This is a genomic window from Streptomyces fradiae (genome assembly GCF_041270065.1).
Taxonomy (GTDB): Bacteria; Actinomycetota; Actinomycetes; order Streptomycetales; family Streptomycetaceae; genus Streptomyces.
Genome location: NZ_CP065958.1, coordinates 2,255,290 through 2,280,686 on the forward strand (window position 1 = coordinate 2,255,290; position 25,397 = coordinate 2,280,686).

Genomic DNA, 25,397 nt, shown 5'->3' on the forward strand with positions numbered 1-25,397 from the left:
GCGCGGCCGAAGAAGAGCACGGGGACGGGGACGGGGACGAGATGAGCGGCGCGAACGGCAAGGGCAGCGGCAGTACGGGCGGCGGCTTCCGGGACCTGCGCAGGCGACGGGCGGAGAGCGCGCGGGGTGGCCGGCCGACCGGGCTGAGCCTGCTGCCGTGGCTGCTGATGGGCCTGGGCGCGCTGTCCCACCTCATCTCGGGCGAGGCCGCCAACCCCTGGGTCGGCGGCATCGGCCTGCTCGCCTTCAACTCCCTCTACATCGCCGTCGTGATGCGGGCCTTCGTCCCGGGCGGCCGGGAGACCCCGCTGACCTGGGGACTGCTCGCGGCCCTCACGGCGCTGACGTTCGGGCTCGCCGCCGGTTACGGGCGGGAGTGGCTGCTCCTCTTCCCGCTCCTGGGGCTCGCGGTCGGGGCGGTGGTGCGGCGCGGGCGGACGCAACGCCTTACGGTGTTCCCGCTGGTCGCGGCGGTCGGGGCGGTGACGCTCTGGCGGGACGGCTGGGACTCGCTCGGGATCGTGTACGGCACGTTCATCTCGATCATGGTGACGGCGACGATCCTCGCCCTGAACGAGACCGTGCAGGAGCTGCGCGAGACCCGCGAGGAACTGGCCCGCACGGCGGTCGAGAAGGAGCGGCTGCGCTTCTCGCGCGATCTGCACGACCTGCTCGGCCACACCCTGTCCGTCATCGTCGTGAAGTCGGAGGCGGCCCGGCGGCTCGGGCCGCGCGACCTGGACGCGGCGCTCGCGCAGGTCGCGGACATCGAGACGGTGGGCCGGCAGGCGCTCACCGAGATCCGGGAGGCGGTGACCGGCTACCGCGAGGCCTCCCTCTCGGCCGAACTCGACCGCGCCCGCGACGTCCTGGCCTCGGCCGGCATCGAGCCGGTGGTCCGCCAGTCCGGCCCGCCCCTCGAGCCGCAGACGGAGGCGCTGCTCAGCTGGGTGGTGCGCGAGTCGGCGACCAACGTCGTCCGGCACTCGGGCGCCGGCCGCTGCGAGATCGAGGTCGGCGGCGGCCCGGAACGGGTCCGCCTGACGGTCTCGGACGACGGCCGCGGCGCCGACTGTACGGATGCGGATACGGGTACGGGTACGGGCGCGCCGGGCAGTGGACTGCGGGGCCTCCGGGAGCGGGTCGCGGCGGCGGGCGGCACGCTGACCTCGGGCCCGGGCCCGCGCGGCGGGTTCCGGCTTGAGGCGGAGCTGCCGGTGGAGCCGGCGGGGGAGCCCGACGTCGAGGTGAACCGCTGACGTCGGGACCCGCCCCGGCCGCCGTGCCCGGCCGCCGGATCCGGTCAGTTTCCGCAGGTGGGCCGGGCCACACGCACACCCCCGCGCCGAAAGATCATCCGGGTGAAGTGCCCCTTCCCGGCGGAGGGTTTCGTTCCGCGGCCGCCGGGCCCGTCTCGTACCGCAAGATCAACTCTGTTCAAGTCTGCACTTTTCGCGGGAAGTTGTCCGTATCGGGCCCAACCGGCCGACGCCGATTTCCGCCCCGCCGAAGCCCCCGAGTACCGATGGGAACCACCGGGGGCATATGACCAACCGACCAACCCCCGGCGCACCACGCACGAGGGGGTTCTCTTCATGTCCAGCATCACCCGCCGCAAGGCCCTGGGCGTCGCCGCGGGCGCCGCCGGCGCGGCCGCGGGCCTCGCCCTGGCCGGCCCGGCCGCAGCGGCGGCCGCCCCGGCCCAGGCCGCCGCACCCGGCTCCGCCGACTTCGACGAGGTCTACCTGGGCCGCCACATCAAGGGCAGCGCATCCGCACACAGCGGTCACCACGGGGGGCACGGTGGCCACGGGGGCGGCTACACCGTCACGATCGACGGCGCGGAACTGCACGTCATGCGGAACGCGGACGGCACCTGGATCAGCGTGATCACGCACTACGACCCGGTCGCCACGCCCAGAGCCGCCGCCCGCGCGGCCGTGCGCGAGTTGCAGGGCGCGCCGCTCGTCCCGCTGACCCTGCCCGCCGCCTGACCGCCCCGGAGTCGCTCGCATCATGACCGTGCACATACGCAAGAACCAGGCCACGCTCACCGCCGACGAGAAGCGCCGCTTCGTCGCCGCGCTGCTCGAACTGAAGCGCACCGGCCGCTACGACGCCTTCGTCACCACCCACAACGCCTTCATCATGGGCGACACGGACGGCGGCGACCGCGTCGGGCACCGCTCGCCGTCGTTCCTGCCCTGGCACCGGCGCTTCCTGCTCGAGTTCGAGGCGGCGCTGCGGTCGGTGGACCCGACCGTCGCGCTCCCCTACTGGGACTGGACGGCCGACCGCACCTCCCGCTCCTCCCTCTGGGCCCCCGACTTCCTCGGCGGCACCGGCCGGGCCCGCGACGGGCAGGTCGTGGACGGGCCGTTCGCGCGCTCGGGCGACCGCTGGCCGATCACCGTCCGGGTGGACGGGCGCGACTACCTCCGCCGTGACCTGGGCGCGAGCGGCCGCCCGCTGCCGACGCGCGCCGAGGTGGACTCGGTGCTCGCGATGGAGACGTACGACACGGCGCCGTGGAACAGCGCCTCGGACGGCTTCCGCAACCACCTGGAGGGCTGGCGCGGCGTGAACCTCCACAACCGCGTCCATGTGTGGGTCGGCGGCCAGATGGCGACCGGCGTCTCCCCCAACGACCCGGTGTTCTGGCTGCACCACGCCTTCGTCGACAAGCTGTGGGCCGACTGGCAGGCCCGCCACCCCGCGTCGCCCTACCTCCCGGCGGCCGGCACCGCGAACGTCGTCGACCTCCACGACACGATGCGCCCGTGGAACGACGTCACGCCGGCCGACATGCTGGACCACACCCGCCACTACACCTTCGACACGGCGGCCTGACCGCTGACCGGGCCGACCGGCCCAGCCGGTTGCTAGGGGATGCTCTGCTCGATCGTCCGACCGCCGATCTCGGCGACCGAGCTGTTCCCGCTCACGGTGCTCGACACGTGGTCGCCCCCGCCGCCGCTTCCGCCGCCGATCCCCAGCATCCCGACGAGTCCACCGGCGGGCCCTGCGGCCCCGTCGGCGGCGGCGGCCTGCGCGGCGCCGCTCACCGTCGTCCCGAGCACGGCCCCCGCGAGGACGACGGCGGCGGCGATCCTGTTCCCGGTCTTGGTCCGGGTCCTGGTCTTGTTCATGCCCGTCCAACGACGAGCCCCCGCGCACCGATGCGGCCTACGCTGTCCCCTGTGAACGAGATGCCCCGGGACCACCGGCCCGCCAAGTCCGTACGCGTGCTCCTCGCCGAGGACCAGGGCATGATGCGCGGCGCGCTCGCGCTGCTGCTCGGGATGGAGCCGGATCTGGAGGTCGTCGCGCAGGTCGGGCGCGGGGACGAGATCGTGGGCACGGCGCTGACGGCGCGGCCCGATGTGGCGCTGCTCGACATCGAACTGCCGGGGATGTCGGGCCTCGAAGCGGCGGCGGAGCTGCGCGACGAGGTCCCGGACTGCCGGGTGCTCATTCTGACGACTTTCGGGCGGCCCGGCTATCTGCGCCGTGCGATGGAGGCGGGCGCGGCCGGGTTCCTGGTCAAGGACGGGCCGGTGGAGGAGCTGGCCGAGGCGATCCGCAAGGCGCTGCGCGGCGAGACGGTCATCGACCCGGCCCTCGCGGCCGCCGCCCTCAGCGCCGGCCCCAACCCGCTGACCGCCCGCGAACGCGACGCGCTCGGCGCGTCCGTGGACGGTGCGACGATCGCCGACATCGCGGCGAAGCTCCACCTCTCCGAGTCGACGGTCCGCAACTACCTCTCCTCGGCCATCGGCAAGACGGGCACCCGCAACCGCATGGAGGCGGTCCGGGAAGCCCGTCAGCAGGGCTGGCTGTAGCCCGGGGCCCGCCGCCTAGCCCTTCATCGGCTCTTTCTCCCCCGGCAGCCACACCGCCATCACCACCGCCGTCGCCACCAGCACGCACGCGGCGACGCGGAAGGCCGCCGCGTAACCGGACGTCAGGGCCTCGGGGGTGGTCGCACCGGAGGTGACGGAGGCGGCGACGGTGGAGAGGGTGGCGAGGCCGAGGGCGCCGCCCATGGTGCGGGAGGTGTTGATGAGGCCGGAGGCGAGGCCTGCGTCGGTGGTGGGGACGCGGGTGGTGGCGAGCACGGCGAGCGGGGTGGAGCCGAGGCCGATGCCGAACATCATCAGGACGCCGGGCAGCAGGATCGCCGTCAGGTAGTGGCCGTCGGCGGTCATCGTGGACTGCCAGCCGAAGCCGCCCGCCGCGACGAGCACGCCGAGGACGGCGACCGGGCGGGCGCCGAGCCGGGGCAGCAGCCGCGGGGCCAGCTTGGAGCCGATGATGACGCTGGCCGAACTGGGGATCAGGGCGAGACCCGCCTCCAGGGGCTCGTACCCGAGGACGTTCTGGGCGTAGAGCGTCATGAAGAACCACATGCCGAAGGAGGTCGAACCGCACAGCAGCATCGTCACGTTGGCCGCCGACACCGCCCGCGTACGGAAGATCCGCAGCGGCATCAGCGGCTGCGCGGCCCGCGACTCCACGAGCACGAACACCGCGAGCAGCAGCGCCCCGGCGAGCAACGGCAGTACGGTCGCGGCGGACGTCCAGCCCGCCTCCTCGGTCTGCACGATGCCGTACGCGAGGGTGGCCAGGCCCGCCGTGACGAGGACGGCGCCCGGCAGGTCGAGGCGCCGGCCGCCGTCGACCCGGCTCTCGCTGAGCCAGCGGAAGGCGCCGGCGAGGACGAGCACGCCGATGGGCACGTTGATGAGCAGCACCCAGCGCCAGGACAGCAGGTCGACGAGGGCTCCGCCGACGAAGCCGCCCGCGGCGCCGCCGGCCGCGCCGACCGCCGTCCAGGTGCCGACCGCCCGGGTGCGGGCGGGCCCGGCCGGGACGGCCGCGGTGACCAGGGTGAGCGTCGCCGGGGCGAGGGCCGCCGCGCCGAGGCCCTGCACGGCACGGGCCGCGAGCAGCTGCCAGCCCTCCTGGGCGAGGCCGCCGGCCACCGAGGCCAGGGTGAAGAGGGACAGGCCGACGACGAACATCCGCTTGCGCCCGAAGAGATCCGCCGCCCGCCCGCCGAGCAGCATGAAGCCGGCGAACGTGATCGAGTACACGTTGACGACCCATTGCAGCCCCGGCGCCGTCAGCCCCAGCGCCTCCCGCATCGAGGGCAGCGCCACGTTCACCACGGACACGTCGAGCACGACGAGGAACGCGCCGGCGCAGGCGACGAGCACCACCAGCCAGAGCCGGGTCGGGGCGGGTATCGGAGGGGCGGAGGCGCTCGGGGACGCGGTCTCGGTTCGCGGCATGCCTGTCATGGTCGCACCCCCGCCCCGCCCCGTACACGCGGATTACCTGTGCGCTGCCCCTGGCGCCGGGCCTGGAAGACCCGGTCCGCCGCTGGGGCAGCGGTCAGCCCACCACTCGGTAGAGCGATTGGGCGTTCGGTCCCTTCTTCACGAAGCGCAGGGCCGGATCCTTTCCGGACAGCCCGCCTTCGTCTCGCCACTGAAGCACCCATGTCACGTGGTACTTGTGCAAGATGGCCAGCCGCTCGTCGCGCGGCGTGTCGCGCGCGAAGTACCGCTCCGTGTCGGTCCTGCGCTGCTTCTCATCCGGCAGGAAGAAGTCCGGGTAGCCCGCGATGACCGTGTATCCGCCATAGCCCGGCACCTTCTGCGCCGTCCACTCGCCGGTCATGAAGACGTCGCCGTACGCGGTGTACGACGTGAGCCACGCGTACGAGGTCTTGGCCTGTACCGCGTCCCGGGTGACGGCGCTCGGCAGGGCGTCCTCACGGAAGACGAAGCCGAGAGCGTCCTTCTGCCCCCAGACCCCGACGGCCAGAGCCGTCGCGAGGAGTGCGCCGAAGGCTGCTCGGAACAGACGCCTGCCCCCTTCCACCGCGCAGAGGGCTGCCGCTATCTGGGCCGGGATGACCACGGCGGGCTCCGCCCTGCCCAAGGACCACTTGCCGAGGGCGGCGCCGACGCCGACCGTCAGAAGCCCCAGGAGGAACCAGATGACGAGCGGGTCGCGGCGGTGTCGCCGCAGGCGCACGGCGAGCGCGAACACCCCGATCGGGATCAGTGTGAAGCGCAGGAGCGACCGGCTGTACAGGTCCTCGTGGATCTCCTCGAGTCCACCCGCTCCGAAGAGGCCGAAGAACGAGTAGTACGGCCACGCTGCGAGCAGTACGACGCCGACCGCGAGACCCACACCGAACCGAAGCCACACCGCACCGGTCGGCCAGGTGCGGAGCGAGGCGACCAGGCCGAGGGCGCCGAAGGTGAAGACCACACCCGAGAACTGGTGGCTCAGCATCATCACCGCCCACAGCGCGCCCAGACCGGGATACGCGGCCCAGCTCGCCGTATTCCGGATCAGCGCTTTGTGGAGGAGGGCCAGGAAGTGGAAGCCCAGTCCGGTCGCGAACGTGCTGGGGTAGGAGACGTTCAGGGAGAGGGAGGTGAATCCGAGGAAGCCGCTCCACACCAGAATCTCCCTGCCCCAGAGGAAGAACAGGCAGAGCGCAGCCAGCGGCGGGGCGGCCCGGTGCCTGGTCAGGGTGCGGGTGAAGTGCCACACACCACTGAGCAGCGCGGTGAGGCCGAGGACGGCGCCGCACCGCAGCACGTCGAAGGTGTCGAGGTCGGTGGCCTTGGCGAACAGCGCGAGGAAGACCGTCCACGGCGAGTAGTACGGACTCTCCGTCGGGGAGTCGACCATGGGGTTGCCGGGGTTGACCAGGTCGTGCCGGAGGCGTTCGATCGTGGCGGCGTGCACTCCCATGTCGCCGTGCCAGGGCAGCCTGACGATCATGAAGACGAAGACGGCCGTCACCAGGAGCACCGCGCCGTGCAGTGCGGTGGTGACACGGTCGGCACCGAGCATGCCGGGTATTCGGCGCCGTGAGGGTCGCCGGCGGTGCCGGGAGGACGGGGGCGCGGGTCTGGAGTCGACGGCGCTGGGCGCGTCGAGGGCGCTGGGCATGGAGGAGAGACTCTTCGGCTCGTCAGCCGCGGCCGACGGAGCGCGCGCGGAGCTTCCACGGCATGGCGATGGACTCCAGCTGGACCGCGAGGCTCATCTTGGACTCGCCGACCGTACGGTCCTCGAAGTGGATCGGGACCTCCATGACCTGGAAGCCGCGGCGCAGCGCCGCGTACTTCATCTCGACCTGGAAGCTGTAGCCCGCGCTGCCGACAGAAGCGAGGTCGATCGCACGCAGCGCGTCGGCGCTCCACAGGTTGAAGCCGCCGGTGATGTCACGGACCCGGGTGCCGAGGATGGTGCTGGCGTAGGCGTTGGCCCAGCGCGAGAGGAGCCTGCGATGGGCACCCCAGGCGTCGGAGAGGGTGCCGCCGGGGACATAGCGGCTGCCGACGACGAGGCCGGCGTCGGTCGACAACGCGACGCCGAGCATCTCGGCGATCTTGTCGGCCGGGTGGGAGCCGTCGGCGTCCATCTGCAGGACGTACCGGGCACCGTCTTCGACGGCCTTGCTCATTCCGGCCGCGTAGGCGCGGCCGAGGCCGTCCTTGGACGTACGGTGCAGCACCGACATGCGCGGCGTGCCGTCGTCGGCGAGGTACCCCGCCGCCAGCTCCTCAGCGATCCTGCCCGTACCGTCCGGGCTCGAGTCGTCGACCACGAGGAGCCGCAGACCGGGTATGCCCAGATTCATGAGCAGCCCGGCCACGGCCGGTATGTTGCCCGCCTCGTTGTACGTGGGCATGACCACGGTCAGCGGAACGGTCGCCCACGCCTCGGGCAGCACGACGGGCGCGGTGGTCTGGTGTTCGACTGTCACTGGGTCCTGCCTCACTGGGTCCTGCCTCACCGAATTCGCCGGAACGCGCTGCCGCCGACCGCACATGCGGACCGACGGTACGAAGACACGTACTGCGCGTCACCGGCACTCCGCCGCGTACCGCGCCGCACCCCCGCGAAGCGTCGCTCTGTCATCCCCCGCCGGCCGCGCGGTCCACTGGACCACAAGGACTCGTCCGTCTCACCGGCCCCACTACATTACCTCCGCGTCGTTCCGTTACGGCAGCCCCTCGGCCATCCTCTGTCCACGGCGAATGCGCCTACCGGCCACTGTCAGGCTGCGCGAAGGGCAGGACGAGCCGGGCCCCCACCGGGCCGGACCGCGCTCGGCAGGACATTGGCTTCGGCCAGAGTCTGCCCTGGTTGGGGTCGGGCATGATCAGGGTGCCGTACCGCTAGCCCGGCAACTCGGGCAGGTCGTGATCCTGCCGGGAATTTGAACGAGCGGCCCCCTGGCCTTGCCCGACACAGGCCCGGCCCGGGGAGGTGGATAAAGCCCATGGAGCCGACCGACCTCACCTCCGGGCCTCCGCCCCAGCCAGCTCCCCTCCGTGTCACCTCGCCGTCGGCCTGGCGTTCGCGCGCGAGCACGTCCGCCGCCAGCTCCGCGCTTCCAGCACGACGCTGCGCTGCTTCTGTGCGGCCTGGTGACTGGCCAGCCCGCGGTGGCGGAGTCGAGAGCGGGCCGGGTGAGCGGCCGTATCGCGCGCGACCCGCCTTCAGCGGGTCGCGTTGGCGTAGAGAGACTTTGGGCGCACCCGGCTTCGGCAGTACGCCGTGGCCGGTGACCGAGCGTCCGGCTGAGCTGCTGACCTGGTGCGTTGGTCTGCGGGTTGTGGGTCCCTTTTGGGCTGACGATGGTGGTTCTACTCGGCTCGGGCGACTTTGGCGTGGCCGGTGAAGACACGCCGGAAGAGGTCGCGCCCGGTACGTCCGGCGTGCTGGAGTGCCCAGTCCTGTGCGGCTTCCTGCTCGGCGTGGGGTCCGGATTCGGCTCCGCAGTCGGCAGCGACGCAGAAGGCCTCGTAGGTAACACCTCCCTCGGGGACATGGCGGATGGTGTGGGCGACATGCCGCCAGACGAGGGGGGGCTCACTGGTGGCCCTAGGGGTGGCGCCGCATAGACGTTGCAGTCGCCGACCGTGCGGGCGCGGGCACGTACGTTGGCCAGCTCGGCACACCCAGCGCAGCCTTCGACGGGCGTCGGCTCCAGACGCAAGGGCAGTTCGACCGGCGGGGTCGAGTACCCGGCCGGGTTCCGTCACTGCACATCGCCACCTCTCGAATGTCACATGCCCGACCTCTCGACAGGTCGGTGCTCTAGTTCAGTATTCGCGTAGCCGAAGCACTCCCGCTGCGGTTCTCGGTGCACCGGTGTGCCCTCACTGACATCACGTCAACTCAGCGGAGGGGCACGCCATATGCCCAGTCCCAAGACGTTCACGAAGATCGCGGACCATTTCCGGGAGCGCATCCTGTCGGGAGAGCTCGAACCGGGCGCCAAACTGCCGACGAACCGCGAGATCGCCGGGCAATGGCAGGCCACAGCCGCCACCGTCTCCCGAGCCCTGCAGGCCCTCCAGGTCGAGAACTTCATCCGCACCACACCCCGGGGCACCTACGTCGCCGATGACTCACGCTGGACACTGTCAGCGCGTGACCGGCTGGCCAGGGTCCAGCGGGTGAAGTCGTTCCTCGCAGAGGGCGAGACGAGCCGGGTAACAGCGGCCGAGCTGATCATCCCGCCGCTGTACGTGGCAGAGGTCTTCGACCTGGAGGCAGGAGACCAGGTCGTCCGGCGTGAATGGCTGGCCGGCCGCGGCAAGACCCGAAACGTGTTCGCGGTGACCTGGTACCCGGCCCCGTTCGCCGCCCTCGTACCAGACCTGCTGAACACCGCCCCGGGCCGCAACCGCGGGCTGACAGCCCGAGTCCTGGAAGCCACCCGACACGCAATCACCCACGCCCACGACAACATGCACGCCCGCCCCGCCGACGCCCGAGAGGCAAGCGCACTCGGACTGCCAGTCGGCTCCCCCGTCCTGGCCGGCGCCCACGGCTGGTCGGACGCGGAAGGCATCATCGAGTACGGAGAGTGGTGCCTGCCACCCCGCTTCACCATCGGCTACGAGTACCAGCCCTGACCAATCCACGGAGCGTCCCCGACGACCGACCTGCGGTCTTCGGGGACGCTGTCGTTCACGTGTCTGCCTCAGTCCGCGTCGCGGCCTTCGAGGCGCTCGACACGTTCCTCCAACTCCTCGACACCCCCCGCGGCTCGTTCCAACTCGTAGGCCAGATACGCCAATCCGACCGCCCCCGGGAGCTCCTTCTGCGGGGCATCCGACGCTTCGTCCGAGTACGGCGAATCGCTACCCGCCTGCACCGCCGCGGCAGATATTTCACGGACTCAGACTGAGTCACAGCCGAAGCCCGTGAACGGTCGCAGTTGGCAGGGGTCACACCGTGGCGAACCACAAATCGTTTGCCGAGAAGGTCTCCAACTCCAGCTCTCGAAGCTTCTCCTCCTCGCCGAACACCCGTCCGAGCACGGCGATATCGCAGTGCATGACTGGAGCATCGAATGACGGAACAAGAATCACCGTTCCACCGTTGGCGAGGACCTCCAAATCGCCTGAAGTACGTTCCTCGGCGAGGATCAGCCGCAGCGTCGTGGAGACCATTGCCACGCGAGCGTCCCGGACCAGGACACTCAGCCATTCCTCGTCGGCTTCTTCATCCCAGTCGACAACCCCTCCGACCGATCGAGCCAAATGGTCGGCGATCTCGACTGCGGCCTCTTCACGCCAGGTGAGCGGCTGATCAACCAACCGCGCCAGCGCATCCGAGACGTCAATCACGGTGCACCTCCGGGACTCCCATGAATAGCGCCCCGGGCATTCCGATAGACATTTATATAGTGAGTCAACTCCCCAGTCCTCCCGACAACCCCAACGGGCCCATTCGTGACGTACACCTTGGCCTTGTTTCCGACCCATAGCTTATGAGCGTCAGCATAGGCGGCAGCGTCTAGAGTAGCCTGTTCCGCATCTACGCCCTTTAGGAAGACACTCTTTGTCGGACCCGACGAACCCGGGAGGTGCTTCAGCATTGCCGGGTAGCTGACGGTGTACTTGCCATTCGTCAGCTCCCCATGACGGTTCACGTAGCTACTAGGAGGCGTAAAGCAGTTTGCGTTGTGAACCAAGACCGGAGTCCGTCCCGCCAGCACATAGTACGTGTGAAGGTCGTCAACGGTGAGGTTGAAGGTGCGGGCCTTCTTGGCGAACGCCCTGTTGCCGACCACCGTGACGGTCTTGCCCCGGTCGGTCAGCAGGGTCATGCCCTTGGACAACTCACCCGCAGGGACCCAGCGATGCTCGGAAGGCGACCAGAACGGGTGCTCATGCGTCGCCGTCAGCTTCTCTTCGCCGCCTGAGGTCGAGATGGCTAGCTCATTGAAGAGTTTGTCGTCCTCAGTGACGATGCGATGCGTGACCTTTCTGATTCCGGACTCACCGGTCTCTGGATCGGTTGCTCGGACCTCGTCACCGACCTCGATCTTGTCGATGTCCTTTGTCGTACCGTCTGCCATCAGCACATCGGTGCCGGCCAGGAAGCACTTGCAGCCACGGACTCCCGCCATGGCCAACACGACGGGGAATCCGGAATTACTACAGATCGGGCATGTATCAATCGAGTCAATGCTGTCGACGTGCTTCCAGCCGTCGTAGAACTTCCGTATCTCGCTGCACGGGTCGTTCATCCCACCAAAGGTGCACTGCTCGCGATAGTACAGCTCGAGATTCAGTTCATAGCTCAGAACATCGTAGTACCCCTGATTGGTACTCCGGAGCTGGCTCTCACTCGGGTACCCCCTGTTGAGCCATTCCTTGGCCACCTCCTCGGGAAGGAGTGGTGCTTCTCCGTCACCCAGGTCATCGACGCTGCTCTTGGGTGCGTGGTCCTCGCAGGAGTTGGTGTGATAGCAGCTGCCGGGGCTGTTGTCTCTCGATCCGTTGTTCGGGTCCTTACCCGAGATCTGGTCCGGAGTGCAGTACTTGACGTCGTACGAACAGGTACCCGGCGTGGAGCCGATCTCAAGCCCGGTGGGGTCGCTGAAGGTTACCGGGGCGTTGTTGGCGTAGGCATAGCCGTTCAGCGACTGATGCTGATCGAGGCTGAGCAGCGGGTCGACGCTGATGAACTGACCGATCAGCGGGTCGTATTCGCGGGCATCCACGTGCGTGAGACCCGTGGTCTTGTCGGACGTCTTGTCCAGGAAGCCGCGGTCCGTCGGCCAGGTGCCGACCGCGCCGCCGCGCTCCGCCCCGAACGGGGTCATGTAGCGCTTGGTGACCTTCTGTTCGGCGTCCGCGGTGACCGCGAGGCTCTGGGTGCCGTGGTGGTCGCCGGCGAGGAACTGGAGCTGATTCGTGCCCGACTGGTTGGTGCGGACCGCGAGCGCGGCGGTGCCTGCCGTGTATGTGCGCTGGGCCCACGTGGTCTTGTCCGACCGCAGGTGGAGTTCGGTGGCCCCCATGTACAGGACCCGCTCGCCGTCCTCGGTGTTGCGGATCAGCAGGGTGCCGTCGGCGTCGTAGACGTAGTCCGTGGACTTGGCGTTCTCCGTGAGCTTGGCAAGACGGCCTTCGTCCGACCAGGTCAGGTCCTGCTGCGCCACGGCGCCAGGGCGCTTGGTGGTGTTGCCGGAGGTGTCGTAGTCGTAGACCTTGTCCTTCGCCGGGTCTGCGGCCGTACCGCACTCCGTGCGTGTCGTGGTGTAACGCAGGGCATGGGGCTGCTTGGCGGGGTCGTAGCAGTACGTGGTCGTGGTGTCTCCACCCGCCGTGTGCTGCGTCTCCTGCTGCCGCTGGCCGCCCTGGTTGTAGGTGTACGACGTCCAGTACGGTGCCGGCCCGCCCAGTGCCCCGGCGTCTCGCGGGTCCGAGCAGTTCTGGGAGGACGGAGTCCAGGCCTCCGTCATCCGGCTGTAGCCGTCATACGAGAAGCACTGGGTCTCCGCCTTGCCTGCCCCGCCGAGGGTGGCCGAGTCGGCGATGGCCGTCACATGACCGGTCTGGTCGTAGCCGTAGGCCAGGTCCTGCGGCATGTACGAGTGCGTCTCGTCCGTGACGTTGCTGTGGGTGAGCCGGTCGGTGCCGGTTTCGTAGCTGTTGGTGATGTAGACGCTGCGGTCACCCGTACCGCCTCGACCCAGAGTGAACTGGCCGACCTGGCCAAGAGCCGTGTAATCGGCCCTCAGGAGGTAGTTGTTGAGGCCATGGACGGACGTGACCTGTCCCAGCAACCCGTAGTCGTATTCCACGGTCTCGCCCGGAAGGCCGCCGACGGCGGGCTCGGCCGTGCTGCTGGCGGAGCCGTCGGCGAGGTAGTTGGTCGTGAAGGTCAGCGTTGCCGGCTGGCCCGCCTTGACCAGGTCGTCCGTGGCCGGAAGCCGGAGCTCCGTGCTCGTGGGCTGGTTCAGGTCGCCGTAGGCCTTGACCTCCTTGGTGTACTTGTCGCCCGTCTCGCCTCCCACGAATCGCGTGGACGCGGTCGGGAGCCCCTTCAGCACGGTGTCGTACGTGCGTCGGGTGAGCAGCGTGGCCGACGAGAGGTCGGTTCCCGCCCAGGTGTCGACGGGACGGCTGATGTCGTCGTACGTGCTCAGGACGGATTTCCCGCCCGCGGTCGTCTTCGTGATGCGGTCGAGCTTGTCGTAGTCCGTCTCGGTGACACCCTTGTCCGGGTCCGTGGCGGTCTTCTGGCGACCGAACTGGTCGTACGTGTAGGTCCACGTGGCGCCGTCGGGGCCGGTGATCTTCTGCTGCTTGCCGTCCGGCGTGTACGCGAACCGTGCCGAGGTGTACGCGGTGCCCAGCGTCGCGCCGTACTGCGTGTCCATGGGATTCACGCCGGCGTATTGGCGGGTCTCCGACGTCCGGCCGAAGATGTCGACGATCGTACGGGTCGCCGACCCGCCGTCGAGGGCAGTGGTCGCGGCGGAGTCACCCGTGTAGGTGGTACTGGTGGTCCACTTCTTCACGCCGAGGGTGTACAGGCTGCTGGACGTGGCCCGCTCGGCCCCGTCGAAGACCGTCTCGGTCTGCTTCGGCGCCTCGCCGTACTCGGCCCGTGTGTACGTGCTGTTCGGGGTGCTCGTCGTGTCGAAGATGTCCGCGTAGGCCTGAAATGCGAGACCACGACTGTCGTAGCGGGTGTCGGTCAGCAGGCGTCCGCCCTGCGGGGTCGGGGACTGCGTCTGGAGCGGGCGCAGCAGCGCGTCGTAGATCGCGTAGCTGGTGTTGTACGTCCGGCCGTCGCCGGCCAGCGTCGATGTCGAGACCCAGGACTGCTTGGTGTTGCTGAGGGAGTACTCGTAGGTGCTGTTGGGCGACTGGCTGCCGCGGATGCGGTTGGGGAGCCACACGTCCGTCAGACGGCCCAGTGCGTCGTAGGCCAGCTCCGTCTTCTTCAGGTTGGCGTCATACGTACGCACGGTGAGACCGCGCCGCGGATCGAAGTACGCGAAGGACTTGTGCGTCAGGGCGTTGGTGACGGCGGTCCTGGTGAGCGGCCCTGCGGTCGACGGCGTGTACTCCGTGATCGTCGATTTGTCGTCGTCGTTCGTCACCTTGGTCGGCCGGCCGAGCGTGTCGTACTCGGTCTCGGCGACCCGCTGCCAGTTCACCGGCGGCGTCGTTCCGTACGACGTGGCACGACCGGCCCAGGTGGGAGGCCCCTTGGTCGGCTTCATCGTGTCCGACCAGGCAATGCCGTCATACGCGATCGCGTTGTCCGACAGGACGTTGCCCCGAGTGCCGTCGGCGGCCTTCAGCTTCAGGTCGGTCTCGGCGAAGGTGCAACCGAGGGCGACCGTACGTACGCGCGAGACGAGGCTCGTCAGCCCGACGCCGTCGTTGTCCGCGTACCAGGTCTGGGTGCAGGTCTCGTCACCGTTCTTCGCGGAGTCGCCGGAGTCGAGGACCTTCTCGGGGCGCCCCTTCTCGTCGAAAGCAATTGTGTCCGTGTACCTGGACCGCCAAGTCGACGAGGCGGTGAGGTAGGTGTACGAGGTCGTCTTCTTGGTCCGGACGAAGCGGGCCACGTGATCGGCCGCGTCAGGCACGCCCGTCTGACGTGCGGTCTCCGTCGACCACGGCTCATTGGACGTGGCGGAGATCGCGGTCGCGCCGTCGTAGGTGACCTGCTCCCGCAGGGTTCCGCTGAACTGGTCGCCGTCCTTGATGGTGGCGACACCGATCGCCGGCTGACCCAGCGGGGCGATCGACACGGACTTGGTGGTGCCGTCCTTGTTCGGGTCCCCGTCCATGCCCTGCATGTACAGGGAGACGGTCTTGGACCGGACCGGGGCGTTCCGCGATCCCTTGTAGACGGTCACCTCGCGGTAGCCGCGCCAGTCGGACCAGGTCCGCTCGTCCTTCGGGGTCATCGGATCGTCGCTGTGGTGCCAGGCGGCCCCGCTGTAGACGTACTCGTTCTCGACGGGCACGTTCTGGCCCGCCGGGTCGGTGGTGACGACGCCGAGGACCCGGTACTTGTGGAACCAGTCGACCGAGGCGTCCGGTGCGCCGTTGATGTTCCAGAACTGCGGGTAGCAGTTGCGCGTGTTGGAGTCCTGGGGGGCGTCGAGCACCTGGCTGCGCACGCACTCCTCGGAGGAGAGCGTCACGGTGGTGATCGCACCGGTCTCAGTCGTGACCGTGGCGATACGCGGGCGCGTCAACGGCAGGATGTTGTCCGTGCCATCCACACGGTTCTGACGCATGTGGTAGGTGAACGAGATCGGCTTCAGCTCGATCTCATTCGTTCCTGCCTTCGCCCACCGCGTGATCGACTTCAGCGCCAGGACCTGGTCCGACGTGTCACCGATGTCGCCGCCGTCCAAGTACTCCTGGGTGAACTTCCAGTAATCGACGGGGTCGTACGCCTTGGTCGAGGCGTTCCAGGACGACGTGTTCACCTCGGTGAGCCGCTTGCGGCTGAAGTACGACGGGGACTCAGCGAGGCACTCGGTGGAGTCCTTGGCGCAGATCGAGTCGAACGGCACGTCCGGCCAGCTTTCGGCCGTCGCCTTCGTCAGCGAGGTGCAGTCCGCGGCGGTGCAGCGTTCGGCGTAGCCGAAGGTCACCTTCGCGTCGGCGTTGTCCGTGAACAGGCTCCCGTTCAGATCCTTGCGAAGACCGTAGGTGATCTCCTTGAGGTAGCCGCCACGGGTGTACTCGGCGTCGGCCTTCGTGGCCTTGTTCTTCTTGTAGTAGTTGGTTTCGTTCGTGTACCAGTAGGTGGCCGCGTTGCCGCGGGTGTCCTCGACGTAGTCGAGGTTCCACCGCCAGGCCTGGGGCACGGACCGCTCGGCGAACGTGGCGCCGGCGGTGTAACCGGGCTCTCCGGTGTCGTCGCCGAAGACGGGAACAGTCCAGGTGGAGTTGGTGCGCTGCGTGGTGGCTCCGGGCAGCTTGTTCTGGCCGAAGACGTACCTGGTGCCGTCACCGGTCACGACGGTCCAGTACTCACCATCGCCGTCACCGTTGTCGGCACCGGTGGAACGAACCACCTTCGAGGCGTCGTCGTTCTCGAGTTTCCACACATTCGCCGTGGCCGTCTTCACCAGGCGGGACGACCTGCCGTTGAGGACCAAACGGGCATTGTCGTACTTCCAACAGCGGTCGAAGACGTCCTCGTGACCGTCGTCGTCGCAGCTGCCGTAGGAACGTTCCACATAGGACTCGGTCAGAGAGAAGCCCTCACCGACCGATGTGCCCTGGTTGTTCGTGGTGGCCGTCCGGCCGTCGACGCTCCCGGAGTCGTAGGAGAGGCTCAGCGACGGGACCGGTCCGGCCGCGGCCGGCGGCATGGCGAAGCCGTATGACCAGGTGAAGGAGCCGGAGTTGCCGCCTGCGGACCAGACCGAGGACGCGGCGAGCGGAGTCGCGCTGTAGTCACCCGTGCCCTTCGCCGACTGCCCGCTGCCGGACGTGGTCAGTGCCATGACCGTCGCGCCGGACGACGAGGTACCGAGCTGGGTGGCCGGGCCCGCGTCCGTAGCTGCGACCGCCACGTCGGCGGAGACCGTCCGGCCCTTGAGATCGTTGTACGAGCCGAGCGGCGTCCGCGTCCGGCACTCGTCCTTCTGCGGGGTGGTGAGTGCACAGGCCGGGAGCTGTACGAGCTGGAGACGCCCCGCCCAGCCACCACCCACCGCGGACGCGAACGCACCGTAGTCGACGCTGATCCGAGCCTTGCCCGCGCTCTCCGCCTCGGCCGTCAGAACGACGCCCGTGATGCCGAGCCTGTCGGCGGATGCCTGGTCGAGGACCGTGATCGTGGCGTCGGTGCCGGCCTTGAGGCCGGACTTGGCCGCGGATGGAGCGACGGTGACCGGGAGGCCACCAGGCCTGGCCCCCTTCGCCGAGCCCGCGGTCAGTGCCAGGCCGGCCGTGCCGGCCTTCGGCCAGACCGCCCGCAGCTGTTCAGCGCGGGCCCGCCGCGCCTGCGCCGCGTTCTCCCGCTGGTCCTTCGCCACCTGCTCGCGGGCCTTCTTGTCGCCCGGACCGGAGAAGGGCTTGACCTTGCTGACGTGCTGGCCCGGCAGATCCGGGCGGCCCAGACCAGCCTTGCCGTCGGCCGCCACTACCGGTGTCAGACCGATCGGAACCGAAAGTGCCACGGTCAGCGGTAGCACCACCAACGCCCGACGGCGCCATGGGCGGGGCCCGCCCGGCCGTCTGCTCGAACTACCTCTCGCGAATATCACAGATACTCTTCCCCACCTTTGAGACATCGTGAAGGGTGATGCTCCGAGGCCCCGCAGGACGCCGGAGAGCGGTCGGGTGGCACCGCGGAAGGCGGTACCACCCGACTCTGTTCATGGGGCTCGTTCAGGAGCCGATCTGTGCCTCGATCTGATCCTCGGCCTTCATGGCGCCAACCCAGACGCGTACGTCGGAGACCTGCGCCGGCAGGAAGTGCTTCCAGGCCCCGCCGGTCATGCCCTTGCCGACGGCGAACTCGCCGGAGCCGACGAGAGCGGTGAACTCCTTGTCGCCCTGGACCGCGGTTCCGACGCGCAGCCAGATCGTCTTGTCCTGGGCGTCGAAGACACCCGTCAACCGAACGGTGCTGTCGAGAGCCGCTTCCTCGGTCGACTCCACGGAGTCGAACGTCCCATCGGCATTGAGCCGCCCGAATTGCCAGAAACCGACGGGCACCGTCTTGGTCCTGTCCGGGGCCGGTTCCGGATCGTCAGGGTCAAGGGAAATGACCTTCGTGCCCGTCACCTTGAACCACAGGCCCCAAGAAGAACCGTTCGCGGTTCGCTGACCGACCACCTGCCCCACGTAGCCGTTGCCCTTCGCAAGGATCTTGGCACCGTCCAGGGCGACCGCGGTCGACACCGTGAACGACCCCTGGTCGTCCACCAGCGGGCCGGAGGCCGTGGCCGCGCCGTCCATGCCATTGGTAGCGGAGAGATCGATCCCGTCGGCTGTCGCCTGCGCACCCCCCTCGAGCGTCAACGTCCGGCCGTAGCCCGAAGCGATGTCCGGCACCGTGCTGCCGGAAGCACCGGCAGCGGACCAGTCGGCGACCAGCTCTGCGGCCTGGAAGCCACCGGGCAGCGTCGCCCGGGCCTCATCGGCGATCTGCGGGGCCTTCAGAGCCCGCTGCCACGCCGCGGCCTCGTCGATGGAGCCCTTCCATTGGTCGTAATACGCGCCACGCCACCACGCACGGCCGATCTGAAACCTGCCGGTGGACGTCCACGAGGGAGCAACCACGTGCGTTCCCTGGAGCTCACCGTTGACGTACAGCTCGATCTGCTTGGCCGTGTTGTCCTGGGCCGCGTTGTCGTAGACGGCCGCGAGGTGAGTCCAGACGCCGATGGCCGCAGGCTGCTTCGCCTTCACGATCTGGTTGCTGATGTCGCCGTCCGCGGCGTCCTTGGGCGACGTGCGAAGCTCCCAGGTCTTCGAATCGGCCCGGTAGCCGAGGTAGAAGGCGCTGTACCAGCCGCCGGACAGGACCGGGTCCTGCGAGAGCGCGGTGTAGTTGGTGTTGCCGTCCTCAAGCCGGACCCAGGCGGAGACGGTGTAGGAGGAACCGGTCTGTACCGCCGGTCCGGCGGTGGAGGCGTAACCGTTGGCGCCCGTGAACGCGAGGCCCTTGTCCGTCACCGGCGAGTCCAGCGGCAGGCCGTCCTTGTCATGGGTGATGAGCCCCCGGCGGCCGCGGTCGTCGCGCGTCACGGCGCCGGTCAGGGTGGCGTCGGCCGCGCCGCCGTTCGGAGCGCTGTCGAGAGCCGGGCCGGATTCCTCGGTGAAGCTCCAGCGGCCGACGGGTGCTTCGCCGTCCGAAACCTTGAACTGCACGGTCCTGGGCTCGCCGGGACGCCCGAGGGTGTCCACTGCGCGCACCTCCAGCGTGTACGTGCCCTTGTTGAGCGGAGTCACGTACCCGGTTGCCGTGGCTCCGGTCGCGGTGCGCCACGTACCTCCGGTGAGCCGGTACTCGTATGCCTTGTTGTTGGTGTCGTTCTCCGCGGGGCCGAAGCCGAAGCTTCCGGTCACCCCAGGAGCGCCCGCCTCCGGGCAGTTGTCGGCGTCCACGCACTCCACATAGGGGCTCTTGAACGTGATCGTCGGCGCCTTGGGGGCCGTCGTGTCGACCTTGAAGTAGCACCAGTTGGTGTAGCCGGACGACTGCGAGTAGCTGCTGTTGTCCTGGAACACCTGCGTGAGAGAGGCGAAACGGTGCAGCGGGCCCTCAGGCAGGGACGTGCCCCACTTGGCCGTCGCCTTGACGTTGTCGCCGATGAAGTTGGTGCCGGTGGGACTGCTGATGCCAGAGCCGGACCAGGTGTCGTCCGCCGCCTTCGTTTCGATCCGGAACCAGGCGTGCAGCTTCGCCCCGACCTCGCTGCCCGCCGCGGTCTGCGGCGTGGAGGTCAGCGTGGGCCTCGGGTCGGAGATGATCGTCGGTGCATCGGGGTTCGTGCTGCAGACCGGAGCGGTACCGGTGACGAGGCCGGCATTCGTCGGCTTGGCCGGGTAGGCGACATAGGTCACGGCCAGGGTGGCGTCGTTCCTGAAACGCTTCCAGGCGCTCGGGTCGCTCTCTTCCTTGGCCCGGAGTTCGAAGGTCAGCCGGGAGAACTTCCCCGCTGCGAAGTCCCGCACGGTCGGGGTCAGGTTCTGCCAGCTCTGGTGCGGGTCGTCGCGGAATTCGATGGGCGCTGTTGCCGAGTACTCGTCACATGAGGAGCCTCGCCCGGCGGAGACGTTGACCTCGGTCAGCCAGTCACGTTCCACGGGGCGCGTGGGCCACCTGGTGGACGAGGAGAAGTTGTCGGTGCGCACCAGTTGGACCACGCGCGGATCGCACTGGAACGCCCAGGGTTCGGTCACTCGGAAGGTCGCGTCCAGGACCCGCTTGCCCTTGAGCACGTCGGGCGTGAACTGGAAGTACAGGCGCTGCACATAGCCGGGGCCGCAGTAGGCGCCGCCCCAGCTACCGCACTTGCCCATACCCATGCCGAGGTTGTCCGCACCGTTGCCCCAGCCGTACGAGGCCACCTGGTCGTCGGATCGCAGCGCGGTGCGCGTGGCGGCACCCCAGCCCACCGTCGGGTCGATGAAGAGCGGGAAGTGGCCGGCGTTCGTTTCCGCCAGCATCCGCGTGTTCGGTACGACCGACAGGCTGTCGTCCATCAGCTTCACGTCGACGTGGCGGACGTTGTCTCCCTGTCCGGGCGCCACACCGGTGCCGGAAGCCGCGGTCTCGGACGTGTCCCGCCGAGTACTCGGCGCGTCCTCCTGGCCGGCCCGCGGCGCCGCCTGGTTCTTGCCGTCGGCGAGAAGGGCGTTCTGCCGGGACTGCTTGGTGTGCTGTGCCTCGGCGGCCTTGCCCGCCGAGTCCCACATCTGCGCCGGTGGCGCCTGGAAGACCGTGTTGCCGTTGCCGTCCACAGCGTCGAAGTTGCCGGCGGCACCTCGGCGTACGGAAAGGCCCTCGGTTTCGAGACCGAAGGTGAGCCGCTTGAGCGCCGGGTTCGCCGCCGCCTTGGGCGTCTTGACTACCAGGACCTCCTGAAAGCTCTCGACGGTCGCCGTCACCTTCAGGTCGACGTCCGGGAGGACCTCACGGTAGACGGCGCTCGGTCCGTCGAGCTCCGGGACCGGCAGCTTGCCCGGCCAGGACAGTTCCAGGGAGCGGCCGTTGCGCGTGAGCGCGACCAGCGGATTCTCCTTGCCTCCTCCGGAGAAGGTCATCGCGGCCGACGCCGCTTTGGGTCCGACCGAACCGTCCGCCCTGCGCTCGAGCGTGGCGTCCGGCGCCTGCCAGCCCCCGCCCGGCTTGGCCACGCGCACCGGAACCGCCGATTCCTCCAGCGTGAAGGTGAAGCCGTCCGGATTGGCGTACGTGGTGGTCCGCTCCGAGCGTCCCTCCTGCACCTCCACGCGCCGGCCCGTCTTCTTCGCCTCGGCCAGCGCGCGGCGACCTTCCTCGACCTCTGTCTGTGCCGTCGGCGTCTCCGCCGGAACACCGGCGGCCTGCGCCACAGGCACAGGAAGCCCCAGTGCCAAGGTCAGTACCGACAAGGCAAGAGTCGCTCTGCGGGCACGCCGAGGTGTCCCCCGTCTCTTCACCATCCCCACCCCTAGTTATCGCAAGAACACAGAGGGCAGTCACCCAATGCCATCGCTCCAGGGGAGTCAAGGAGTTAACTTCACGGCGGGCCGCACAGCATCAGCCCTGTGAGCTGGGGAAATCGAGACATGCCCGAAATCGACACGTCCCACCCGCCCGCGCCCCGACGGTTGCGTACTGTCACGGTCGGCGACTCGACGTCTCATCAGTAACGGAATATGAAGTTCCGATGAGCATCGACTTTTTCACGCAATAAACCTCTACTTCTCTCGAAATGGACTTCGCGTACCGGGCTGTCTCATTCCGCTTGCGCAACTCAACGTGTTCACACCTTGGCAGCATGATTCGTGAGCGAGATCACACAGTAGGGCTCGGGCATTTCATCACCTCCGCAGCATCGTCACCACCGCAGCGCCGCCCAGCCCGATGTTGTGCGCGAGGCCGACCCGGGCGCCCGGCACCTGGCGCGGGCCCGCCTCGGCGCGAAGTTGCCAGACGAGTTCGGCGGCCTGGGCGAGGCCGGTGGCGCCGAGGGGGTGGCCCTTGGAGATGAGGCCGCCGGAGGGGTTGACGACCCAGCGGCCGCCGTAGGTGGTGGCGCCGGACTCGGCGAGCTTGCCGGAGGCGCCCTCCTCGCACATGCCGAGCGCCTCGTAGGTGAGGAGTTCGTTGATCGAGAAGCAGTCGTGCAGCTCGATCACGTCCACGTCCTCGATGCCGAGTCCGGAGGTCTCGTACACCTGCCGGGCCGCCGCCCGCGACATGGGGCGGCCGACGACGTCGATGCAGGAGCCGGAGGCGAAGGACTCGTCGGTGTCGGTCGTCATCGCCTGGCCGGCGATCTCGACGGCCCGGTCGCGCAGCCCGTGGGCGTCGACGAAGCGCTCGGAGACGACGACGGCGGCGGCCGAGCCGTCGGAGGTGGGCGAGCACTGGAGTTTGGTGAGCGGGCGGTGGATGGTCTTGGCGGCGAGGATCTCGTCGACCGTGTAGACGTCCTGGAACTGGGCGTTGGGGTTGCGGGAGGAGTGCTGGTGGTTCTTGGCGGCGACGGCCGCGAGCTGGACCTCGGTCGTGCCGTACCGCTCCATGTGTTCGCGGGCCGCGTTGCCGAAGATCTGGGCGGTGGGCGGGGTCATCTCGAAGCCGTGTCCGGCGGCCATGATCCCGTAGTGCCGGGCGACGGGGGACGTCTTGAAGTCCCCTCCGTCCGAACCGCCGCCGAGCGCGCCGCGCGCCATCTTCTCGAAGCCGAGCGCGAGCACGCAGTCCGCGATCCCGCCCTCCACGAACTGCCGGGCCATCATCAGGGCGGTCGAGGCGGTGGCGCAGTTGTTGTTGACGTTGTAGACGGGCACGCCGGTCAGGCCGAGCTCGTAGGCGGCGCGCTGTCCGGCGGTCGAGGCCTGGAAGCAGTAGCCGACCGGGACCTGTTCGACGAGGCCGTACGGGATGCCGGCGTCGGCCAGGGCGGCGGTGCCGGCCTCCTTCACCATGTCCCAGTACTGCCAGTCGCGGGTCTCCGGCTTCTCGAACTTCGTCATGCCGACGCCGACGATGTACGCCTTGCCCATTTCCGATTCCCCCTCAGTCCTTCGGGAGGCCGAGCAGACGCTCGGCGACGACATTGAGCTGTACTTGCGTGGTGCCGCCCGCGATCGTGAGGCAGCGCGACATCAGCACTCCGTGCACGGCCCGCTCGCCCGCGCCCTCGGCCACCGCGCCCGCCGGGCCGAGGAGTTCGAGGGCGAGTTCGGCGGTCTTCTGCTGGTGGACGGTCTGGACGAGCTTGCGGACGCTGGCGCCGGGGCCGGGTTCGAGCCCGGACACCTGGAGCAGGGTGGTGCGCAGGCCGAGGCAGGCGAGGGCGTGCGCCTCGGCGACGAGGGCGCCGACCCGGACCCGTACGGAGGTGTCGGCCGTGTCGTCGCCGGCGGCGGCGATCAGCGCCTCCAGGCCGGTGTCGAAGGCGACCTGGTCGGCCATGTGGACGCGTTCGTTGCCGAGGGTGTTGCGGGCGACCCGCCAGCCGTCGTTCACCGCGCCGACGACGGCGTCGGCGGGGAGCACGGCGTCGTCGAACCACACCTCGTTGAAGAGGGATTCCCCGGTGATCTCCTTCAGCGGGCGCACGTCGATGCCGGGGGTGTTCTTCATGTCGACGACGAAGTAGGTGAGTCCGCGGTGCTTGGGTGCGTCGGGGTCGGTGCGGGCGAGGAGGATGCCGTAGTCGGCGGTGTGGGCCGAACTCGTCCACACTTTCTGCCCGTTGATCCGCCAGGTGCCGTCTTCCCGCCGCTCGGCGCGAGTACGGAGGGAGGCCAGGTCGGAGCCGGCCTCGGGTTCGGAGAAGAGCTGGCACCACTGCTGTTCGCCGCGCAGGGTGGGCGGCAGATGCCGTTCCTTCTGCTCGGGGGTGCCGTACGCGAGGAGGGAGGGGATCACCCAGGTGGCGATGGACAGCGGGCTGAGCCGGATGCCGGCCGCCGCCATCTCCCGCTGTACGGCCAGCTGTTGGACCGGACCCGCGCCGAGGCCGTACGGCTCCGGGAGGTGCGGCGCGGTGTAGCCGGTGGCGGCGAGGGCCTTGCGGGCGGCGTGCGGGTCGAGTCCGGCGGCGGGCGCGAGGGCAGCGCGGGCGGCCGCACGGAACTCCTCGGCCTCGGCGGGGAGTTCGAGCCGCAGTTCGCGCCGGGTGCCGGCGGCGGCGCGGCCGACGGCGGCGAGCCGGTGGGTGTCGCCGCCGCCGAGGAGCTGGCGGGCGACGAGGGCGCGGCGCAGCAGCAGATGGGCGTCGTGCTCCCAGGTGAAGCCGATGCCGCCGAGGATCTGGATGCAGTCCTTGGCCACGGTGTACGCGGCGTCGAGCGCGGTCGCGGCGGCGAGGGCGGCGGTCAGGGACCGTACGGCGTCGGGCGCGCCGGTCGGCCGTCCGCCGGGCTCCTCGCGTGCGGCGCGGGCGGCGTCCCAGGTGAGGGCGCGGGCCTGTTCGAGGCGGACGAGCATGTCGGCGCAGAGGTGCTTGACGCCCTGGAATCGGCCGATGGGGTGGCCGAACTGGACGCGGGTGCGGGCGTGTTCGGCGGCGGTGTCGAGGGCGCGGGCGGCGGTGCCGCAGGCGTCGGCGGCGAAGAGCACGGCGGCGAGGTCGCGGACGGCCGCGGAGGTGAGGCCGAGGACGCGCCCGGCCGGCACGAGGACGCCGTCGGCGCGCACCTCGGCGGTCGGCCGGGTGGGGTCGGCGGAGGCCTGGGGGCGTACGGCGAGGTTGCCGGCGTCGACGGCGAGCCACACCGTCCCGTGCACGGCCCGCGCGGGCAGGAGCACCAGGTCGGCGCAGGCGGCGCCGAGGACGGGCGGGGCGAGGCCGTCGAGGACGAGGCCGTCGGCGGTGTGCGAGGGCGCGGCGGTGAGGGTTCCGGCGGAGAGCGCGACGGCGGCGGTCCGCTCGCCGGCGGCGACGGACGCGGCCTCCTCGCCGCGGCCGGCGCGGTGCAGCAGTTCGGCGGCGAGGACGCTCGGGAGGTACGGCCCGGGCAGCACGGCCCGCGCGGCCTCCTCCAGGACCACGGCCAGGTCCACGAGGTCGCCGCCCCCGCCGCCGTACTCCTCGGGCAGGTGCGCCCCGAGCAGCCCCTGCGCGGCGGCGCCGGCCCAGAAGGCGGGGCGGGTGGTGGCGAGTTCGGGGAGGTCGAGGTGCTTGCGGATCTGCTCCGGCGGTACGGCGCGGGTGAGCCAGCCGCGGACGGATCGGGCGAGCTCCCGCTGTTCGTGCGTGATGGCGATGCCCATGCCGCGCAGACTAGAACACGTTTCAATCTGACGGAAGGTCAGCCACGAAGTCGGGGCGGCAAGGGTGCTCGCGGCGCCCTCCCGTAGGATCCGACGCCCGCCACTTCTCGGGCCCC

The 25,397-nt window shown here is 69.5% G+C and carries 14 protein-coding genes; 5 read left to right on the top strand and 9 right to left on the bottom strand.

Annotated elements, in window-relative coordinates:
* The first annotated feature begins 41 nt into the window (after nt 1-41).
* The 3 genes from JAO84_RS10165 (at nt 42) to JAO84_RS10175 (ending at nt 2,850) form a co-directional block, all read left to right on the top strand.
* Entirely contained in the window at nt 42-1,259 is a 1,218-nt protein-coding gene (locus JAO84_RS10165; RefSeq protein WP_370416706.1) for a sensor histidine kinase, read from the top strand.
* A 336-nt stretch (nt 1,260-1,595) separates the two neighbouring features.
* On the top strand, nt 1,596-1,994 hold the full coding sequence (locus JAO84_RS10170) for a tyrosinase family oxidase copper chaperone (protein ID WP_370412379.1): 399 nt from the start codon (nt 1,596-1,598) through the stop codon (nt 1,992-1,994).
* Nucleotides 1,995-2,022: 28 nt separating this feature from the next.
* Nucleotides 2,023-2,850, top strand: coding sequence for a tyrosinase family protein (locus JAO84_RS10175; protein WP_370416707.1), 828 nt, complete (start codon nt 2,023-2,025; stop codon nt 2,848-2,850).
* Between the two features lie 32 nt (nt 2,851-2,882).
* Here JAO84_RS10175 and JAO84_RS10180 read toward each other — a convergent pair whose 3' ends face one another.
* A complete protein-coding gene (locus JAO84_RS10180; RefSeq protein ID WP_370412380.1) occupies nt 2,883-3,149 on the bottom strand; it encodes a hypothetical protein in 267 nt (88 codons plus the stop codon).
* A gap of 60 nt (nt 3,150-3,209) precedes the next feature.
* Here JAO84_RS10180 and JAO84_RS10185 point away from each other — a divergent pair, with 60 nt between their 5' ends.
* Nucleotides 3,210-3,842, top strand: coding sequence for a response regulator (locus tag JAO84_RS10185; protein ID WP_370416708.1), 633 nt, complete (start codon nt 3,210-3,212; stop codon nt 3,840-3,842).
* A 15-nt stretch (nt 3,843-3,857) separates the two neighbouring features.
* Here the strand turns inward: JAO84_RS10185 and JAO84_RS10190 are convergent, their stop codons facing one another.
* From JAO84_RS10190 to JAO84_RS10200, 3 genes are all read right to left on the bottom strand, one after another.
* Nucleotides 3,858-5,303, bottom strand: a complete 1,446-nt coding sequence (locus JAO84_RS10190; RefSeq protein WP_370412382.1) for an MFS transporter — start codon at nt 5,301-5,303, stop codon at nt 3,858-3,860.
* A gap of 94 nt (nt 5,304-5,397) precedes the next feature.
* Nucleotides 5,398-6,978 (bottom strand): hypothetical protein, encoded by a 1,581-nt coding sequence (locus JAO84_RS10195; RefSeq protein ID WP_370412384.1) that lies wholly within the window; start codon nt 6,976-6,978, stop codon nt 5,398-5,400.
* A gap of 22 nt (nt 6,979-7,000) precedes the next feature.
* Nucleotides 7,001-7,798 (bottom strand): polyprenol monophosphomannose synthase, encoded by a 798-nt coding sequence (locus JAO84_RS10200; RefSeq protein WP_370412386.1) that lies wholly within the window; start codon nt 7,796-7,798, stop codon nt 7,001-7,003.
* 1,441 nt (nt 7,799-9,239) lie between these two features.
* Here JAO84_RS10200 and JAO84_RS10205 point away from each other — a divergent pair.
* On the top strand, nt 9,240-9,962 hold the full coding sequence (locus JAO84_RS10205; RefSeq protein WP_370412388.1) for a GntR family transcriptional regulator: 723 nt from the start codon (nt 9,240-9,242) through the stop codon (nt 9,960-9,962).
* 315 nt (nt 9,963-10,277) lie between these two features.
* Here JAO84_RS10205 and JAO84_RS10210 read toward each other — a convergent pair whose 3' ends face one another.
* The 5 genes from JAO84_RS10210 to JAO84_RS10230 all read right to left on the bottom strand — a co-directional run bounded on the left by JAO84_RS10210 (nt 10,278) and on the right by JAO84_RS10230 (nt 25,281).
* The gene (locus tag JAO84_RS10210) at nt 10,278-10,679 is read right to left on the bottom strand and encodes a hypothetical protein (RefSeq protein ID WP_370412390.1); all 402 of its coding nucleotides are present in this window, start codon (nt 10,677-10,679) and stop codon (nt 10,278-10,280) included.
* Nucleotides 10,676-17,626 carry a polymorphic toxin-type HINT domain-containing protein gene (locus JAO84_RS10215; protein WP_370412392.1) on the bottom strand — a complete coding sequence of 2,317 codons (6,951 nt, stop codon included), beginning with the start codon at nt 17,624-17,626 and terminating at the stop codon, nt 10,676-10,678. The genes JAO84_RS10210 and JAO84_RS10215 overlap by 4 nt, the downstream gene beginning before the upstream one ends.
* Nucleotides 17,627-17,723: 97 nt before the next feature.
* Nucleotides 17,724-21,401, bottom strand: coding sequence for a LamG-like jellyroll fold domain-containing protein (locus JAO84_RS10220; protein WP_370412394.1), 3,678 nt, complete (start codon nt 21,399-21,401; stop codon nt 17,724-17,726).
* A gap of 471 nt (nt 21,402-21,872) precedes the next feature.
* The gene (locus tag JAO84_RS10225) at nt 21,873-23,063 is read right to left on the bottom strand and encodes a lipid-transfer protein (RefSeq protein ID WP_370412395.1); all 1,191 of its coding nucleotides are present in this window, start codon (nt 23,061-23,063) and stop codon (nt 21,873-21,875) included.
* A gap of 13 nt (nt 23,064-23,076) precedes the next feature.
* On the bottom strand, nt 23,077-25,281 hold the full coding sequence (locus JAO84_RS10230; RefSeq protein ID WP_370412397.1) for an acyl-CoA dehydrogenase: 2,205 nt from the start codon (nt 25,279-25,281) through the stop codon (nt 23,077-23,079).
* Nucleotides 25,282-25,397: the final 116 nt, after the last annotated feature.

Bases quoted from the DNA above. Each gene is read 5' to 3' on its own strand.
- JAO84_RS10205 (WP_370412388.1), top strand. From the start codon at position 9,240: ATGCCCAGTCCCAAGACGTTCACGAAGATCGCGGACCATTTCCGGGAG.
- JAO84_RS10165 (WP_370416706.1), top strand. From the start codon at position 42: ATGAGCGGCGCGAACGGCAAGGGCAGCGGCAGTACGGGCGGCGGCTTC.
- JAO84_RS10190 (WP_370412382.1), bottom strand. From the start codon at position 5,303: ATGACAGGCATGCCGCGAACCGAGACCGCGTCCCCGAGCGCCTCCGCC.
- JAO84_RS10195 (WP_370412384.1), bottom strand. From the start codon at position 6,978: ATGCCCAGCGCCCTCGACGCGCCCAGCGCCGTCGACTCCAGACCCGCG.
- JAO84_RS10170 (WP_370412379.1), top strand. From the start codon at position 1,596: ATGTCCAGCATCACCCGCCGCAAGGCCCTGGGCGTCGCCGCGGGCGCC.
- JAO84_RS10230 (WP_370412397.1), bottom strand. From the start codon at position 25,281: ATGGGCATCGCCATCACGCACGAACAGCGGGAGCTCGCCCGATCCGTC.
- JAO84_RS10180 (WP_370412380.1), bottom strand. From the start codon at position 3,149: ATGAACAAGACCAGGACCCGGACCAAGACCGGGAACAGGATCGCCGCC.
- JAO84_RS10215 (WP_370412392.1), bottom strand. From the start codon at position 17,626: ATGTCTCAAAGGTGGGGAAGAGTATCTGTGATATTCGCGAGAGGTAGT.
- JAO84_RS10225 (WP_370412395.1), bottom strand. From the start codon at position 23,063: ATGGGCAAGGCGTACATCGTCGGCGTCGGCATGACGAAGTTCGAGAAG.
- JAO84_RS10185 (WP_370416708.1), top strand. From the start codon at position 3,210: ATGCCCCGGGACCACCGGCCCGCCAAGTCCGTACGCGTGCTCCTCGCC.